This window comes from Clostridium sp. C2-6-12, from assembly GCF_009928485.1.
Taxonomy (GTDB): domain Bacteria; phylum Bacillota; class Clostridia; order Clostridiales; family Clostridiaceae; genus Clostridium.
In genome coordinates, this window is record NZ_JAABNP010000013.1 from 70,159 (window position 1) to 85,167 (window position 15,009).

The following is a 15,009-nucleotide window of genomic DNA, read 5'->3' on the forward strand; positions in this document are numbered from 1 at the left end:
AAACATTATAATTTATTTAAAGAATAACCTCTAGGAGTTATAAAACTTCCGTCCTTATAATAACTTTTTGAATTTCCTACTATTACAATTGACATCATATCTACTACTTCTGGATCAAAATCTTTAATAGTAAATAAATTATAGCTTTGCCCTTCCCTAAGTGCATGCCTTACTACTGCAACAGGAGTATTGTCTGCTCTAAATTCTTTTATTATTTCTATGCACTCCCTTAAGTAATCTGGTCTTCCTTTACTTTTCGGATTGTATAATGATATAACAAAGTCTCCCTCTGCTGCCAACTTTACTCTCTTCTTTATATCTTCATAAGGTGTCATAAGGTCGCTTAAGCTAATATTACAATTATCATGCATAAGCGGTGCCCCAATTATAGAGCCTGCTGCACTGCTTGCAGTAATTCCTGGAATTATTTCAATTTCTTCATCAGTTCTAAGTTCTAGGATTAATCCAGCCATTCCATAAATACCAGCATCTCCAGTACTTATTAAAGCTACATTTTTATCTTTACATAATTTTAAAGCTTCTATACATCTAGCCTCTTCCCCCTTCATTCCTGTCGAGTATAATTCTTTATTTCCGATCAACTCCTTTATCATATCTATGTACTTATTATATCCAACAATTACTTCACTATCTTCTATTGCTTTTAAAGCTCTTAAGCTCATGTTTTCAATACTACCTGGTCCTATTCCTATTACACTTAATTTTCCCATTTATTAATCCACCAATCTTTTAATTTTATGTTATTTAATAATTATTCTTTTTAGAAATACATTATATTATTTTATCACACAAATTATATATAGTGTTATAATAAACAACAAATTATTTACTTTAAAAACTTCTTATGATTTTACTAATGTGAACAAAAAAAGAAATGCATTGCATTCCTCTTTTAAATTTTAAAATTGTGGTCACACATTTATTCTTACTTTACTTTCATTTCACTTCCTGAAATAAATCCTAAACTTTCTATACTTGAATAATTATCTCGACTTGATATAAATTCAATAAATTCTTTTGTTAATCCTGTTGCTTCACCCTTAGTATACATATGGCCCCAAGACCAAAATTTATAAGAATTATTAATAATGTTTTCTTTATTACATGCAACTCCATCTATCTTCAATGTATTTAATGACTTCTTAGCATCCCCTGTATTCATATATACAAGAGATAAATAACTTATTGCACCATCATTTGATTTAATCACACTTAAAACTGCACCATTAGAATCTTGAGTTACCCCTATGGAGTCATTTTCTAAGGTTTTATCTCCCCCAAGTAAAGTTCTTTCAAAAGTCGCTCTTGTTCCTGAACCAGCTGTCCTATGAATTAATAGAATTTCTTTATTAGGCCCTCCCACCTCTTTCCAGTTACTTATCTTACCGGAAAATATATCTCTAATTTCATTGGAAGACAAATTTTCTATTCCTAGTGATTTATTTACTACTACTCCAAAACCTTGGGCAATAACCTTATGGTCAATCAATTTATCTGCTAGTGCCTTATCTAACTTTTCTTCTGCTGGCATATCCGAATTACCAATATTGACAGCTCCATTTAAGACTTGAGCTAATCCAGTACCTGAGCCTCCTGCTTGAGCCCCGATTTCTTTATAAAGATATTTTTCATTAAATTTTTCAATAGACTTTTCCATAAGAGGTAATAAAGCTGAAGAACCACTAATCGTTATATATTCACTTTCTTTTTCCGAATTATTTCCACATGCTGCAATAAAACTTCCTATAAGCAAAACAAACAACCAGCTTAATATAATTTTTACTCTTTTACTATTTTTCATAGCCACTTACCTCCTTCTCTAAAATATATGTTATGCTATTCTCACTCTTTAATACCTAATCCTAACATCTATTTTCTTTTACTCGAAAATAATTTCTTGCTTTGAACTAACAATACAAAAAGCTACCACTCTTTTATGAGTGATAGCTATAAATACTAGTTTTACACATATAAACTCAGATTATATTTTTTATATCCCATTACCGTTTATCACTCATTAATTATTATTAAAATTTTATTTATAATTTCTATACAATATTCTCTAAAACAATTACTAAAATTAAAAATATAGTATGATAAATCAATTAAAATTATTTGAGTGAAATATAAATATTATCTTACTTTAATTATATTTTATCATTAAATATAATTAGTGTAAATCAGAAGTAATGCCATGGTTAAACTTTTGATTTTCATTGAAATTTTCTAGGAATAAGTAAAAGAGACTGCATAAAGCACTCTCTTTCATACTAAACATTTGTTACCGGTTTTCTTTCACCTTTAAAATTATTAATTTTATTTTTTCTCTTTTCAAGTTCAGCCGATACCTCTTCAACCGAAATATCTAATTGAGCCATTAAAACAAGCACATGATATGTTAAGTCACAAATTTCATTAATTTGTTCTTCCTTATTATCTTCTTTGGAACTTATTATAACTTCCGTACATTCTTCCCCAACTTTTTTTAAAATCTTATCAGTTCCTTTTTCAAAAAGATATTTTGTATAAGAACCTTCTTCGCCTTCTGTCTTTCTCTTTAATATCACATCGTACAATTCTTGTATAGTATCTCCCATTTCTACCCCTCCATTTAAACAGTTAACAGTTAGCAATTAACAATTAACAGTTATAATATATTTTCTATTTATCTTTATATTATTTATTGAAATAATTATGTTCAGTTTAATTCAAAGTTGACTTCCAATTAATTCAACTAGCAATAACAAATTATAAATTAATTGTGCACTGCTTACTGATTCACAGATTTCTATAAAAACAAGTTTTATTACCAGTATGGCAAGCTGCTCCAGTTTGCTCTACTAGTATTAAAATAGTATCGTTATCGCAGTCTATTTTTATTTCCTTAACATATTGAAAGCGCCCAGAAGTTGCACCTTTATTCCAAAGTTCATTTCTGCTTCTGCTATAGAACCAAGTAGTATCTCCTTCTAAAGTTTTTTTCAAACTTTCCTTAGACATGTATGCAAGCATTAACACATCTCTAGTTTTATAATCTTGAACTATGGTTGGAACTAGACCATTGCATTTTTCAAAATCAACCTGATCTACTCTTTCACAAATTTCCATATGAAACTTCCTTTCTGAGTCTGGAATTTTCTTAATCTCCTATGCTTTATAGAAATTAAAAAGACTCTTGGTTGTGCTTATTACTGCACTTTATAAAATTACGTATCTTTATCATATTTGTATATTTCAATCCTTACAAAATAAAAGTTCTTGGATTAAGTTCTTGGTTGTGATTATAAAGTTCCGTATTGTGGCAAAGCCACTCTTTTTATATGTGTATATTCTAGGAATTATAAATCCCTATCTATATTCGTACTGGAATATCTCTTTCATTTAAATAACTTTTTACTTCATCAACAGTCAACTCTCCATAATGAAAAAGTGAAGCTGCAAGAGCTGCATCTGCTATGTTAGTTTCAAATACCTCATAAAAATCTTGTAAACATCCACATCCTCCTGATGCAATTACAGGTACATTAGTTATATCACTAACAGCTTTAGTTAATTCTAAATCAAAACCCTGTTTGGTTCCATCTGCATCCATAGATGTTAAAAGAATTTCTCCAGCACCAAGAGCTGTTGCCTCTTCAATCCATTTTAATAAGTCCATACCAGTATCAATTCGTCCACCGTTAATTACTACATTCCAGCCAGTATTATCTGCTCTTTTTTTTGCATCTGCTGCAAGTACTATGCATTGGCTTCCAAAATAAAAAGCACCTTCTTTAATAAGACTTTTATCTCTCACAGCTGCTGAATTTAAACTTACTTTATCCGCACCTGCTCTAAGTATAGACTTTATATCTTCTAAGTTCTTCAATCCCCCACCTACAGTAAAAGGAATAAATATCTTTTCAGCTACACTTTGAACTACTTTTTCCATTATGCCCCTTTTTTCATGAGTAGCAGTTATATCTAAAAAAACTAATTCATCTGCACCTTGCTTATTGTAGTATTCTGCCAATGCAACAGGATCTCCAACATCAACTAAGCCTTCAAAATTGATACCCTTAACTACTCTTCCTTCTTTTACATCAAGACAAGGAATAATTCTTTTTGTATGCATAACCCACCCCGTTAATTCAGTTAGCAGTTAACAGTTAACAATTAACAGTTGTTTTTAACTGCTAGCTGAGCACCATTAACTATTAACTTTTTATTTTTATTGCTTTGAAATTTCTATTGCTTCTTCTAAAGACAAGGTCTTAGCATATATTGCCTTACCTGTTATAGCTCCATATACATCTATTTCCATTAGTTCTTTAATATTTTCTATATCACGTATTCCACCTGAAGCTGTAATATCAATATTTACAGTTTCTTTTAATTTCTTTAGCATTTCAACATTTGGTCCTTCTAATGTTCCATCTTTACTTATATCAGTAACTATTATGTTTTTGACACCAACGCTTTCCATCTTCTTAGCAAAATCAACATAATCTAAATCACTGCCTGCAAGCCAACCTCTTCCATATACCTTGCCATCTTTGCAGTCTATTCCAACTGCAATTTTTTCTCCATATGTATCTACTGCTTTTTTTAACAACGCTTCATCTTCCATAGCAATAGTTCCAAGAATAACTCTTGATACACCGTTATCCAATAAATATTTAATTGTTTCAAAAGAACGTATTCCTCCACCTAATTCAACCGGAATTTTAAGCATATTAGCAATTTTTATAACTAATTCGTGATTTTCATTACTACCACTTTTAGCTCCATCCAAATCTACTAAATGTAGATATTCAGCCCCCATATCTTCAAAAGATTTTGCTGTTTCAAATATGTCATCAGCAACAATTTCTTTTTTATCGTAATCTCCCTGATACAATCTCACTGGTTTTCCATCAATTATATCAATTGCCGGTAAAATTATCATTTAATCAACTCCCCAAAATTTTTCAAAATAGCTAATCCCACATCTCCACTTTTTTCTGGATGAAATTGTGCCCCCATAACATTATTATGTCTAACTACTCCAGGAATCTTGTTTTCACCATATTCACTATAAGCTATTAAATCTTCATTATCATAATCCTGTACAAAATAAGAATGTACATAATATACAAATTTACCTTCTTCTATGGAATTAAATAAAGGATCTTTTTTATTGTATATTAAGTTATTCCAACCAATGTGAGGAATCTTAATATTACTTTTTTTATCTTCCTTCATTTTTACTATATTCCCTTTTAATAAAGCAAGACCATCCCTTTCAAGACCTTCAAAGCCTTTTTCAAATAACAACTGCATTCCAAGGCATATACCTAAAAGAGGCTTATTATTTGCAACTTCTTCTTTTATTATTTCATCTAAAGATAATTTTTCTATAGTATCCATAGCATCAGGAAATGCTCCAACCCCTGGCAATATTAATCCATCAGCTTTTCTTATTTCTTCTCTATCAGATGATATTTTACTTTCAAGACCTAGGAAATCCAAGGCATTTTTTACACTCTTTAAATTTCCCATTCCATAATCTATTATAACTATCATTAACACACCCCGCTAATTCAGTTAACAGTTAGCAATTAACAGTTAACAGTTGATGATGAAATGCTATAGCATTTGTTTGATTTTATATATGTTGTAACGATAAACGAAACATTCTCCTAATAACTGTTAACTCTGCACTGTTAACTGCTAACTGACTTAAATGCTTCCTTTAGTAGATGGAATACCATTTTCCTCACATCTAAATTTAGCTTCTTTTAAAGCCCTTCCTAATGCTTTAAATAATGCTTCTATTTTATGATGATCATTTTCTCCATATAATACTTTTAAATGAAGTGTTATTCCTGCATTAAATGCAAACGCTCTAAAAAACTCAACTACCATTTCTGTTGACATTTCTCCAACCTTTTCTCTTTTAAAATCACAATCAAATACTAAAAATGGTCTGTTACTTATATCTAAAGATGCTAAAACTAAAGTTTCATCCATAGGAATATAAAAAGTTCCATATCTATTTATACCTGCTTTGTCACCCAAAGCTTCTTTAAAAGCTTCTCCAAGTGTTATACCAATATCTTCAATTGTATGGTGATCGCAAACTTCCAAATCACCTTTAGCTAAAACTTTTAAATCAATTTTACTGTTAAATGAAAGTAAATTAAGCATATGATCAAAGAATCCAACACCTGTATTTATTTCACTTTTCCCTGATCCATCTAAATTTATTTCTAATTTAATACTAGTTTCTTTTGTTACTCTTTCTTTTTTTGAGCATCTATCTAACATATTAGCCCCCTTAAATTTATTTTGCTAATTTGTGCAAAATATACTTTTTCAATTTAAATCTTTCATCACTATTAGTATACAAAAATCTTTTTTATTCCATCCACTACTTTTCTATTTTGCATTGGTGAACCAACAGTTATTCTAAAAGTGTCATCTGCAAAATTTCTAATTACGATTCCATTATTCTCAAGACCTTTTATAAGTGCTTCTTTATGGGGTGTTCGTCCAAAAATATAATTTCCTTTAGATGGATAAAATTGAATCTTCATAGCTGCATTTTTTTCAATTTCTTTTAGATTCTTAAATAGTTCTTCCCTTTGCTCTATTATTAAATTAGCATTTTTCAAAACATTTTGAGGATACTTTAATACAATCGAAGCTAAGTTTTGTGAAAATGAACTTATTGTATAAGGTATCTTATAATTAATTAATTCACTAACATTTTCTTCATTTGATATTAAAAAACCTACTCTTAAGGATGCAAGCCCCCAAGCTTTTGATAGAGTTCTAGTTACAACCAAATTCTTATATTTATTAATATAAGGAATCATTGTTTTACCAAAGAACTCATAGTAAGCTTCATCTACAAGAACTGTTTTATCATTAAAGGCTTCTAGTATTTCAATTATGTTTTCCAAATCAATTCCAATACCAGTAGGATTATTAGGATTAGAAAAAACTATCAACTCAACATTTTCTTTTTTTCCAAGTTCTATAAATTCATTTACATTAAAGCTCATTGAACCAGCAATATCATAAGTTATAAGCTCTCCACCAAACCTGGATACATAAAAATCATACATTACAAAGTCTGGTCCCAAACTTAAAGCCTTTTTACCTGGCTTAATTACTTTACTTATAACAAGGTCTATAACTTCATCCGAACCATTTCCTACAATAATATTTTTGCTTTCTGTTCCTGCATAAGCTGCATATAATTCTCTAATAGTTTTCATATCATTAGTAGGATATCTATGCATTTGTATACTTGTTAAGCAAGATTTCATATTCATTAGTATTTTCTCATCCATTTCTAGATAAATTTCATTACTATCTAGATTAATTGTATATTCATCATAGGAATTAAGATATTCATTATAGATTCCCATTGCTATTCAATCTCACTTTCACAGAATTAGCATGAGCAGTCAAACCTTCTTTATTTGCCATGGTTATAATTTTTGCTCCATTTTCTATAATTGCTTCCTTAGAATAATAAATAAATGAGGATTTTTTTATAAAACTATCAACTGATAATGGTGAGAAAAATCTTGCTGTACCACTTGTAGGTAATACGTGGTTTGTTCCTCCAAAGTAGTCCCCAATAGGTTCAGGACAATATCTTCCTAGGAACACTGATCCTGCATTTTTAACCATCCCTAAATATTTCATTGGTTCATCAGCCATAATTTCTAGATGTTCTGGTGCAATTGCATTTGAAATATCAATACATTCTTCAATGGTTTTACATAACATTGCACTTCCAAAATCTTTAAGAGATGCTCTTATTATTTCTTCTCTTTCAAGAGTTTTTACTTGTTTTTCTAATTCAACTTCAACCTTCTCATATAATTCTTTAGATGTTGTTATTAATATAGATGATGCTAATTTATCGTGCTCTGCTTGAGACATTAAATCTGCTGCAACAAATGCTGGATCTGATTTTTCGTCTGCAATAACCAAAATCTCACTAGGTCCTGCAATCATATCAATATCAACTTCTCCAAACACTAATTTTTTAGCAGTAGCAACAAATATATTTCCAGGTCCAACAATTTTATCAACTTTTTCTATAGTTTCTGTTCCATAAGCTAAAGCTGCAACTGCTTGAGCTCCCCCAACTTTATATATTTTGTCTATTCCAGAAATCTTAGCCGCCACTCCTATATAAGGATTAATTCCACCGTCTTTATCTGGAGGTGTTACCATTATAATTTCATCTACACCGGCAACCTTTGCTGGTATTACATTCATTAATACTGAAGATGGATATGCTGCTGTTCCTCCTGGAACATAAACACCAACTCTTTCAAGTGGAAGAACTCTTTGTCCTAAATAAACACCCTTATCCTTTGTCATTAAAAATCCATTTGCTTTTTGCTTTTTATGATAATCTTCAATATTTGCTTTTGCTTCTTTTAATGCTTCAATAAAATCTTCTTCCACATTATTAAAGCATTCGCCTATTTCTTCAGCAGAAACTTCCAATCTTTTAAGTTCAACTTTATCAAAAGCTTTAGTAAACTCAAATAAAGCTTTATCCCCATCTTTTTTAACTTTTGATAAAATATTGCTTACGCTTAAAATCACTTCCTGTTCTGTTTCTACATTTCTTGCTTTAAGGTCTTTAATCAAACTGTTTTTATTGCTTTCAGTGATTTCCATAAATTTCAACATACGATAAATAGCCCCCTTTGTTATAAAATATCAATAATTATAAAAATTAATCTTTTAATCAACTTAGATATTTTTTAATAATTATTTAAAATATACTAATTATAATTATCAACATTTCACGTTTTTTGTCAATTATTAATCACTTTTTTAATTTTATCTATAAAGTCCCAAATTTCATTTTGTTTCATTTTAAAACTTGCTTTATTTACTATCAGTCTAGCACTTATTTCACAAATCCTATCCAATACAACAAGGCCGTTTTCTTTTAAAGTAGTTCCCGTTTCCATAATATCTACAATTCCATCACACAAGCCAAGTATGGGAGCAAGTTCTACTGAACCTTCTATTTTTATCACTTCAACATCCATACCTTTGTTTTTAAAATAATCTTTGGCTACTTTAGGATACTTAGTGCCTATTTTTATATGCCCAACCTTCTTAAAAATATCACTTTCAGGTAGAGATGCCACTATAAAACCACATTTTCCAAAACCTAAATCCAATACTTCATAGCAGTTATTATCACTTTCTAAAATTGTATCTTTGCCAACAACTCCAAGATCAGCCACACCATGTTCTACATATGTTATTGAATCAGCAGCTTTTACTAAAAAATACTTTATATCTTCTTTTCCATCTTTAAATACGAGCTTTCTTCCTTTATCCTTTAATTCTGAAGGATCAAAATTAGCTTTATCTAAAATCTTAACAGTTTCCTTTTCCAATCTTCCTTTTGTTAATGCTATACTTATACTCATTTTATTCTTCCCCCCCATTAACAATTTTGATTTCTTTAATATCTTCTTTAGGTAATAACTCAACTATAAATCCTTGAATTCTAAGTTCTTCACTTTTTTTAATAGCTTTAATTCTGTTTTCAGGATTATAATATATCTTATAAACATTTTGATTTTTATTAATACTACCATTTTGTTTAACATTTTCAATTACAGAATTAATGTCTATTGAAAATCCTATTGCAGGAACATATTCTTTAGAAGCTTTAATTAAATTATCATATCTTCCACCTCTTAAAAGTGTATTTCCTACGCCTTCACCATATCCTCTAAAAATAATTCCAGTATAATAATTAAGTCTTGGGACCATTCCCAAATCAAATGTTACATTTTCTCCATAACCTAAGGCTTCAAGCTGAGAATACAATTCTTCTAAATATTCTAAATTTTCTTTTATATCATTATTAAATGCTAATTTCTTGGCCTCTTCTAATACTTTTTTATTTCCAAACATCCAAGGTAGTTTGTTAAAAAACATCTTATATTCTTCCTTAATATCTAGACCTGATAAAAAATCCTCTAAACTTTTTAAATTTTTATCCTCTATAAATTGTGCAATAACTTCTTTGTATTGCTGCTCTATTTCCAAGTTCTTAAATGCCCCATTAAAAAAACCTATGTTTCCTATTTCTAATTTAAAATCTTTTAATCCTAATTTTTTTAAAGCTTCCAAAGCTAAAACTAAAATTTCCAAATCAGATTTTTTATCTTCAAGCCCTATTAGCTCAATTCCACAGTCTGTATATTCATTTCTCTTTCCACCAAGACTTGCATGAACTCTAAATACATTTGAAGTGTATCTAAGCTTTATAGGCAACTCAGTATCTTTAAACTTGGTTTCTACAACTCTAGCTATAGGAATTGTCATATCAGGTCTTAAAACTAATATGCGGCCTCTATTATCAAAAAATTTATACATATCTTCTTCTCTTAAACTTTGAGAATCATGATTAAAAGTTTCATAAAACTCTAATGTTGGAGTTATAACCTCCTTATACCCCCACTTTTCAAAAATATTATCTATATTTCTTTCCAACGACCTTTTAATAATGCATTCGTCTAATATTAAATCCCTTGTTCCTTCTGGAAGCACATTTTTTTTATCCATTATCCAGCCCACCCATCTTTATTACTTGATCGCTATATCGTTTTATCAATTTAGCACACTAAATTGATGTTTTATTTATAATATACTATTTTTTATATACTGTCAATAATTCTAGGTTCAATTATAATTATAATATTCTTTATTTAAAAAATCATAAAAAAATACATTTATTAAAACTTCTATAATATATTGGTTGATTTTTTTTAACAAGTTAACTATCATATTAAAAGGCAGTACAAATAATGAGTAAATAAGAGATAGTAAGTAAGAAATACTAATTAACAAATTTTTATTAAGAATTAATATATTTAATTCTTAAATTCTTAACTTATAAAAAGGGGATGTTTTAATATTGATTACTCATAACATTTTTTATAATAACAAAAGTGATGTACATATTAGTACCTCAGAATCAATAAGACTAGGGATTCTTCTTGCAATAGTAGGCGGTTTTTTAGATGGCTATACTTTTATTTGTAGAGGTGGTGTTTTTGCAAATGCTCAAACAGGAAACATTGTTCTTGTAGCTTTAGATGCGGCTAGAGGTGATTTTGTCCAAGCATTTATGGCACTTTTACCAATTTTAGCATTTATACTAGGCATTATCGTCACTGAAAAAATTAAAGACTTTGATTTTCCTTCTTCTGCTTCAGTTACATATTCAGAACAAATCATTATACTAATAGAAGTAACTGTACTTTTCATTGTAGGATTTATTCCAAGCACAATGCCTCATGCATTTGCTACTTTACCAATTTCATTTGTTTCTTCTGTGCAAATTGCTTCATTTAATAAATTAGTTGATTCACCTTACAGCACAACTATGTGTACTGGTAACTTAAGAACAGCTTCCCAAGCTGCCTATAAAGCATTTTCAAAAAAAGACAGAAATTCGGCATTAAAAACAAAGCGATATATAGCAATAATTTTTTCCTTTATTATTGGTGCTTGCCTTTCAGGATTATTAACTTTATTATTGGGGGTTAAATCAATATGGTTTGCTTCATTGGTCTTAATTATATCTTTGTTGTTATTTAGAATAGATGATTATAAATTTATTTCTTCAAAAAGTAAACAAAAATAGGACTGCCACTTCAACATACAAGAATGTTGAAGTGGCAGTCCTATTTTTATAAAATATTCTTATTGTGCAGTAACACTAAAGAATAAAGCTTTACCAATTTCAGTTGCTTTTATTGCTTTTTTTGCTGTTCCTGCTGGATCTTGATCTGCACCAAGCTCACAATCAAAATGAATTTGAAGTCCTTGCTTTTTAATAAATTTATAAGGTTTTGCTCCTCCAACTTCAATATTTTCTACAATTGATATTATGTCGTCTTGTCTTAAGGCACAATTTACTATTACCATTTATTTATACCCCTTTTCTATTAAATTTATATAAAAATATTTTATGATATTCAATTAACTTTTTTGTAATTATTTTCTTGTTATATAATTATTTCAAAATTAAACATATCATTTGCATAAATATATCATATTTTTATGCTTTTATCAATTTTTTTGAGTATAAATTATCTTTTAAACTTTCTTAGCAAAGTACTTTTTATTATTTTATCCAAGGATATTCTTTAACATCAACAACATTATAAAATAATGCCTTACCAAGCTTGGTTTTAAAGATTTCCTTCTTTACAATATTGCAAGCTTTTTCAATGTCATTATAGTCACATTCAAAAAAAATTCTAATTCCATCTCTTTTATTATACTTAAAGACTTTTTTGCTTTCTATTTCAATATTCTCCACAATTTTTATTATGTCCTCTTGTTTTAACGCACAATTTACAATTATCACTAACATCCCTCTCTCAAATTCCCATTTTTAATGATATTATTATCCTTATTTTAAGTATAATTCAAATTACATAACACTTACAATATATGTTTTATATTTAATTTATATATTTACATTTCAATAATAATAAACGTAAAAATTAAAAAGTCACCACTTCAAGATTTTCAACGGCTTCCTCCACTATTCTATCTATATCTAACTTCTCTTCTTCTTTTACAATTTTATCTAGCTTTGGATTAGTCTTTGGATGTTTAGGAACAAATATAGTACAACAATCCTCATAAGGAAGAATTGATGTTTCATAAGTGCCTATCTTTCTTGCAATTTCCATTATATCTGTCTTATCTGTAGCTATTAGCGGTCTAAACACTGGTCTATCTGAACATGCATCACTTACTATAAGTCCATCCATTGTTTGGCTTGCAACCTGACCTATGCTTTCTCCAGTACTAACTGAGTCTATTCCAAATTTATCAGCAAGTTTGCAAGCAATTCTCATCATAAATCTTCTCATTATTATAGTAAGTTCATCTTCTCTACATTTATCTATAATATCCATTTGTATTTGTGTAAATGGAACTATGTATAAATTTATTTTTTCTGTATATTCAGCTAGGATTTTAGCTAAATCCTTAACTTTTTCTTTAGCTCTTTCAGATGTATAAGGATGACTATGATAATATACACAGTTTACCTCAACACCTCTCTTAGCCATTAAATAGCCTGCTACTGGAGAATCAATTCCACCTGAAAGCATAAGCATTGTACTTCCGTTCATTCCATATGGCAATCCTGCTGCACCTTTAGTAACATCTTTATTGGTCCAAATATATGTGAAATTATTTCTTATTTCCACATTTATTATTAATTCAGGATTCTTAACATCAACAGTTATTTCACTTTCAAAATTTTTGAGAATAAAAGCGCCAACAGTTCTTGAAACCTCTATAGAATTTAATTCAAAATGCTTGTTTGCTCTATTAGTCACTACCTTAAATGTATTACTTTTAGCTTGCTTTGCTTTTTCTAGAGCGGCATCATTTATAGTGTTTAAGTCAGATTCTATTTTTTCAACTACACATACTTCTGAAATTCCAAACACTTTACTGATTCTTTTCACACTTTCGTAAACTTCATCAGTTTGAATAAAATATCTTCCACTATCATGTATAAATTCAATTTTTATTCCTTCAAGTTTCTTTCCAATATTATCTCTTAATTTTTTTTCAAATTTACTTCTATTTAACCCCTTTAAAAATATTTCTGGCGCATACTTTACTAAAATTAGTTCTTTCATTATCTTTTCCTCCTTAAAAATTTAAGTCCCTTATTTAAATTCTCTATTACATAATCAACCTCTTCCTGATTATTATCATCAGAAAATGAAAATCTAATTGCCCCTTGAATTTCATCTTTACTTAAGTCTAGTGCTTTTAGCACGTAACTTCCTCCATGCTTTTCTCTTTCCTTTGACGAACATGCTGATCCAGTTGATACATAAATTTCAACTTCCTCTAAGAAATGAAGAAGTACTTCTCCTCTTACGCCTTTAAACGAAACATTCAAAATATATGGTGAAAAGTTTTCACTCAGAGGACTATTTATATTTATATTATCTACAGATTTTAATTTTTCAATAAATCTTTCTTTTATTTCAAAAACCTTATTATAATTTTCTTTTATATTTCTATTAGCTACTATAGCAGCTAATGTCATTCCCATAACCCCTGGTATATTTTGGGTTCCAGCTCTTACTCCAGATTCCTGACTTCCACCTTCAATTAATGGACTTAATGAATTAGGCTTTTTAATATACATGAATCCTACTCCTTTAGGGCCATGAAACTTGTGAGCACTGACTGTGAGAAAATCTATATTCATTTTATTAACATCTATAAAGAACTTTCCATATCCTTGAACCGCATCAACATGGAATTTAGCTCTGCTGCTCTTTTCTCTTACAATAGCACCTATGGCCTCTAAATCTTGAATCACACCTATTTCATTATTAACATGCATTATTGAAACTAATGCAGTATCTTTAGTTATTGATTCTTTTAAATGTTCTAAATCAACTTTTCCTTCCTTATCTATCTTTAAAAAAGTAACTTTTATGTTATTGCCTTCAAGTTTCTTGATGATATTTAAAATAGATGGATGTTCAAAAGGAGTTGTAATAAAATGGCTTCCATCTTTTAGTATTCCTTTAAGAACAGAATTATTTCCTTCACTTCCTCCTGAATTGAAATATATTTCATTTTCTTTTGCATTTATTGTTTTAGCTAATAGTTCTCTGCATTCTTTTAGTTTTTTTTCGCTCTTTAATCCCAAGTTATGCAATGATGATGGATTCCCAAAAAAATTCTTCATTCCAAAAACAATTTCATTTATTACATCTTCTGATATCTTTGTTGTTGAACTATTATCAAAATAAACTTCCATACAATTTACCTTCCTTTCAGCACTAATCTAATAACATTAAATAAAACCAGTCAAGTAAAATTCCATAATTAATTTATCTATAAAATATATCATTTGAAATATATTAACTTCCTAAAATTCTTACAAAATTACATCTGAATTTA

The 15,009-nt window shown here is 29.0% G+C and carries 17 protein-coding genes; 1 reads left to right on the plus strand and 16 read right to left on the minus strand.

What is annotated here, in order from left to right:
• Positions 1-5: 5 nt before the first annotated feature.
• The 12 genes from cobJ to hisZ form a co-directional block, all read right to left on the minus strand.
• Positions 6-731, minus strand: coding sequence for a precorrin-3B C(17)-methyltransferase (gene cobJ / locus GXK56_RS12640; protein WP_160687842.1), 726 nt, complete (start codon positions 729-731; stop codon positions 6-8).
• A gap of 215 nt (positions 732-946) precedes the next feature.
• Positions 947-1,822, minus strand: coding sequence for a phosphate ABC transporter substrate-binding protein (locus GXK56_RS12645; protein ID WP_160687844.1), 876 nt, complete (start codon positions 1,820-1,822; stop codon positions 947-949).
• Between the two features lie 469 nt (positions 1,823-2,291).
• Positions 2,292-2,618, minus strand: coding sequence for a phosphoribosyl-ATP diphosphatase (gene hisE / locus GXK56_RS12650; protein ID WP_160687846.1), 327 nt, complete (start codon positions 2,616-2,618; stop codon positions 2,292-2,294).
• Positions 2,619-2,799: 181 nt separating this feature from the next.
• Positions 2,800-3,129 carry a phosphoribosyl-AMP cyclohydrolase gene (gene hisI / locus GXK56_RS12655; RefSeq protein WP_160687848.1) on the minus strand — a complete coding sequence of 110 codons (330 nt, stop codon included), beginning with the start codon at positions 3,127-3,129 and terminating at the stop codon, positions 2,800-2,802.
• A 244-nt stretch (positions 3,130-3,373) separates the two neighbouring features.
• Positions 3,374-4,135: an imidazole glycerol phosphate synthase subunit HisF gene (gene hisF / locus GXK56_RS12660; protein WP_160687850.1), complete on the minus strand. Its 762-nt coding sequence runs from the start codon at positions 4,133-4,135 to the stop codon at positions 3,374-3,376.
• A gap of 96 nt (positions 4,136-4,231) precedes the next feature.
• The gene (hisA, locus tag GXK56_RS12665) at positions 4,232-4,948 is read right to left on the minus strand and encodes a 1-(5-phosphoribosyl)-5-[(5-phosphoribosylamino)methylideneamino]imidazole-4-carboxamide isomerase (protein ID WP_160687852.1); all 717 of its coding nucleotides are present in this window, start codon (positions 4,946-4,948) and stop codon (positions 4,232-4,234) included.
• Positions 4,945-5,565, minus strand: a complete 621-nt coding sequence (hisH, locus tag GXK56_RS12670) for an imidazole glycerol phosphate synthase subunit HisH (RefSeq protein WP_160687854.1) — start codon at positions 5,563-5,565, stop codon at positions 4,945-4,947. The genes hisA and hisH overlap by 4 nt, the downstream gene beginning before the upstream one ends.
• A gap of 156 nt (positions 5,566-5,721) precedes the next feature.
• A complete protein-coding gene (gene hisB / locus GXK56_RS12675) occupies positions 5,722-6,309 on the minus strand; it encodes an imidazoleglycerol-phosphate dehydratase HisB (RefSeq protein ID WP_160687856.1) in 588 nt (195 codons plus the stop codon).
• 71 nt (positions 6,310-6,380) lie between these two features.
• Positions 6,381-7,418, minus strand: a complete 1,038-nt coding sequence (locus GXK56_RS12680) for an aminotransferase class I/II-fold pyridoxal phosphate-dependent enzyme (protein ID WP_160687858.1) — start codon at positions 7,416-7,418, stop codon at positions 6,381-6,383.
• Positions 7,405-8,706 (minus strand): histidinol dehydrogenase, encoded by a 1,302-nt coding sequence (hisD, locus tag GXK56_RS12685; protein ID WP_160687860.1) that lies wholly within the window; start codon positions 8,704-8,706, stop codon positions 7,405-7,407. The genes GXK56_RS12680 and hisD overlap by 14 nt, the downstream gene beginning before the upstream one ends.
• Positions 8,707-8,834: 128 nt before the next feature.
• A complete protein-coding gene (gene hisG, locus GXK56_RS12690; RefSeq protein ID WP_202127879.1) occupies positions 8,835-9,482 on the minus strand; it encodes an ATP phosphoribosyltransferase in 648 nt (215 codons plus the stop codon).
• Entirely contained in the window at positions 9,466-10,611 is a 1,146-nt protein-coding gene (gene hisZ, locus GXK56_RS12695; protein ID WP_160687864.1) for an ATP phosphoribosyltransferase regulatory subunit, read from the minus strand. Before hisZ ends, hisG begins: the two co-directional genes overlap by 17 nt.
• A 352-nt stretch (positions 10,612-10,963) precedes the next feature.
• Between hisZ and GXK56_RS12700 the strand changes: the two genes are divergently transcribed.
• Complete coding sequence (locus GXK56_RS12700) at positions 10,964-11,695, plus strand: YoaK family protein (protein ID WP_160687866.1); 732 nt, start codon at positions 10,964-10,966, stop codon at positions 11,693-11,695.
• A gap of 59 nt (positions 11,696-11,754) precedes the next feature.
• Here the strand turns inward: GXK56_RS12700 and GXK56_RS12705 are convergent, their stop codons facing one another.
• The 4 genes from GXK56_RS12705 to GXK56_RS12720 all read right to left on the minus strand — a co-directional run bounded on the left by GXK56_RS12705 (position 11,755) and on the right by GXK56_RS12720 (position 14,866).
• Positions 11,755-11,979 carry a hypothetical protein gene (locus tag GXK56_RS12705; RefSeq protein WP_160687868.1) on the minus strand — a complete coding sequence of 75 codons (225 nt, stop codon included), beginning with the start codon at positions 11,977-11,979 and terminating at the stop codon, positions 11,755-11,757.
• Between the two features lie 199 nt (positions 11,980-12,178).
• Positions 12,179-12,430 (minus strand): hypothetical protein, encoded by a 252-nt coding sequence (locus tag GXK56_RS12710; protein ID WP_347707953.1) that lies wholly within the window; start codon positions 12,428-12,430, stop codon positions 12,179-12,181.
• 133 nt (positions 12,431-12,563) lie between these two features.
• Complete coding sequence (gene thiI / locus GXK56_RS12715; RefSeq protein WP_160687872.1) at positions 12,564-13,721, minus strand: tRNA uracil 4-sulfurtransferase ThiI; 1,158 nt, start codon at positions 13,719-13,721, stop codon at positions 12,564-12,566.
• Positions 13,721-14,866, minus strand: coding sequence for a cysteine desulfurase family protein (locus GXK56_RS12720; protein ID WP_160687874.1), 1,146 nt, complete (start codon positions 14,864-14,866; stop codon positions 13,721-13,723). The genes thiI and GXK56_RS12720 overlap by 1 nt, the downstream gene beginning before the upstream one ends.
• Positions 14,867-15,009: the final 143 nt, after the last annotated feature.

Coding starts and splice junctions, on each gene's coding strand:
- GXK56_RS12645 (WP_160687844.1), bottom strand. CDS start 1,822: ATGAAAAATAGTAAAAGAGTAAAAATTATATTAAGCTGGTTGTTTGTT.
- GXK56_RS12710 (WP_347707953.1), bottom strand. CDS start 12,430: ATGTTAGTGATAATTGTAAATTGTGCGTTAAAACAAGAGGACATAATA.
- GXK56_RS12705 (WP_160687868.1), bottom strand. CDS start 11,979: ATGGTAATAGTAAATTGTGCCTTAAGACAAGACGACATAATATCAATT.
- hisI (WP_160687848.1), bottom strand. CDS start 3,129: ATGGAAATTTGTGAAAGAGTAGATCAGGTTGATTTTGAAAAATGCAAT.
- GXK56_RS12680 (WP_160687858.1), bottom strand. CDS start 7,418: ATGGGAATCTATAATGAATATCTTAATTCCTATGATGAATATACAATT.
- hisA (WP_160687852.1), bottom strand. CDS start 4,948: ATGATAATTTTACCGGCAATTGATATAATTGATGGAAAACCAGTGAGA.
- hisD (WP_160687860.1), bottom strand. CDS start 8,706: ATGTTGAAATTTATGGAAATCACTGAAAGCAATAAAAACAGTTTGATT.
- hisF (WP_160687850.1), bottom strand. CDS start 4,135: ATGCATACAAAAAGAATTATTCCTTGTCTTGATGTAAAAGAAGGAAGA.
- hisZ (WP_160687864.1), bottom strand. CDS start 10,611: ATGGATAAAAAAAATGTGCTTCCAGAAGGAACAAGGGATTTAATATTA.
- hisE (WP_160687846.1), bottom strand. CDS start 2,618: ATGGGAGATACTATACAAGAATTGTACGATGTGATATTAAAGAGAAAG.
- hisH (WP_160687854.1), bottom strand. CDS start 5,565: ATGATAGTTATAATAGATTATGGAATGGGAAATTTAAAGAGTGTAAAA.
- GXK56_RS12720 (WP_160687874.1), bottom strand. CDS start 14,866: ATGGAAGTTTATTTTGATAATAGTTCAACAACAAAGATATCAGAAGAT.
- cobJ (WP_160687842.1), bottom strand. CDS start 731: ATGGGAAAATTAAGTGTAATAGGAATAGGACCAGGTAGTATTGAAAAC.
- thiI (WP_160687872.1), bottom strand. CDS start 13,721: ATGAAAGAACTAATTTTAGTAAAGTATGCGCCAGAAATATTTTTAAAG.
- hisB (WP_160687856.1), bottom strand. CDS start 6,309: ATGTTAGATAGATGCTCAAAAAAAGAAAGAGTAACAAAAGAAACTAGT.
- hisG (WP_202127879.1), bottom strand. CDS start 9,482: ATGGGGGGGAAGAATAAAATGAGTATAAGTATAGCATTAACAAAAGGA.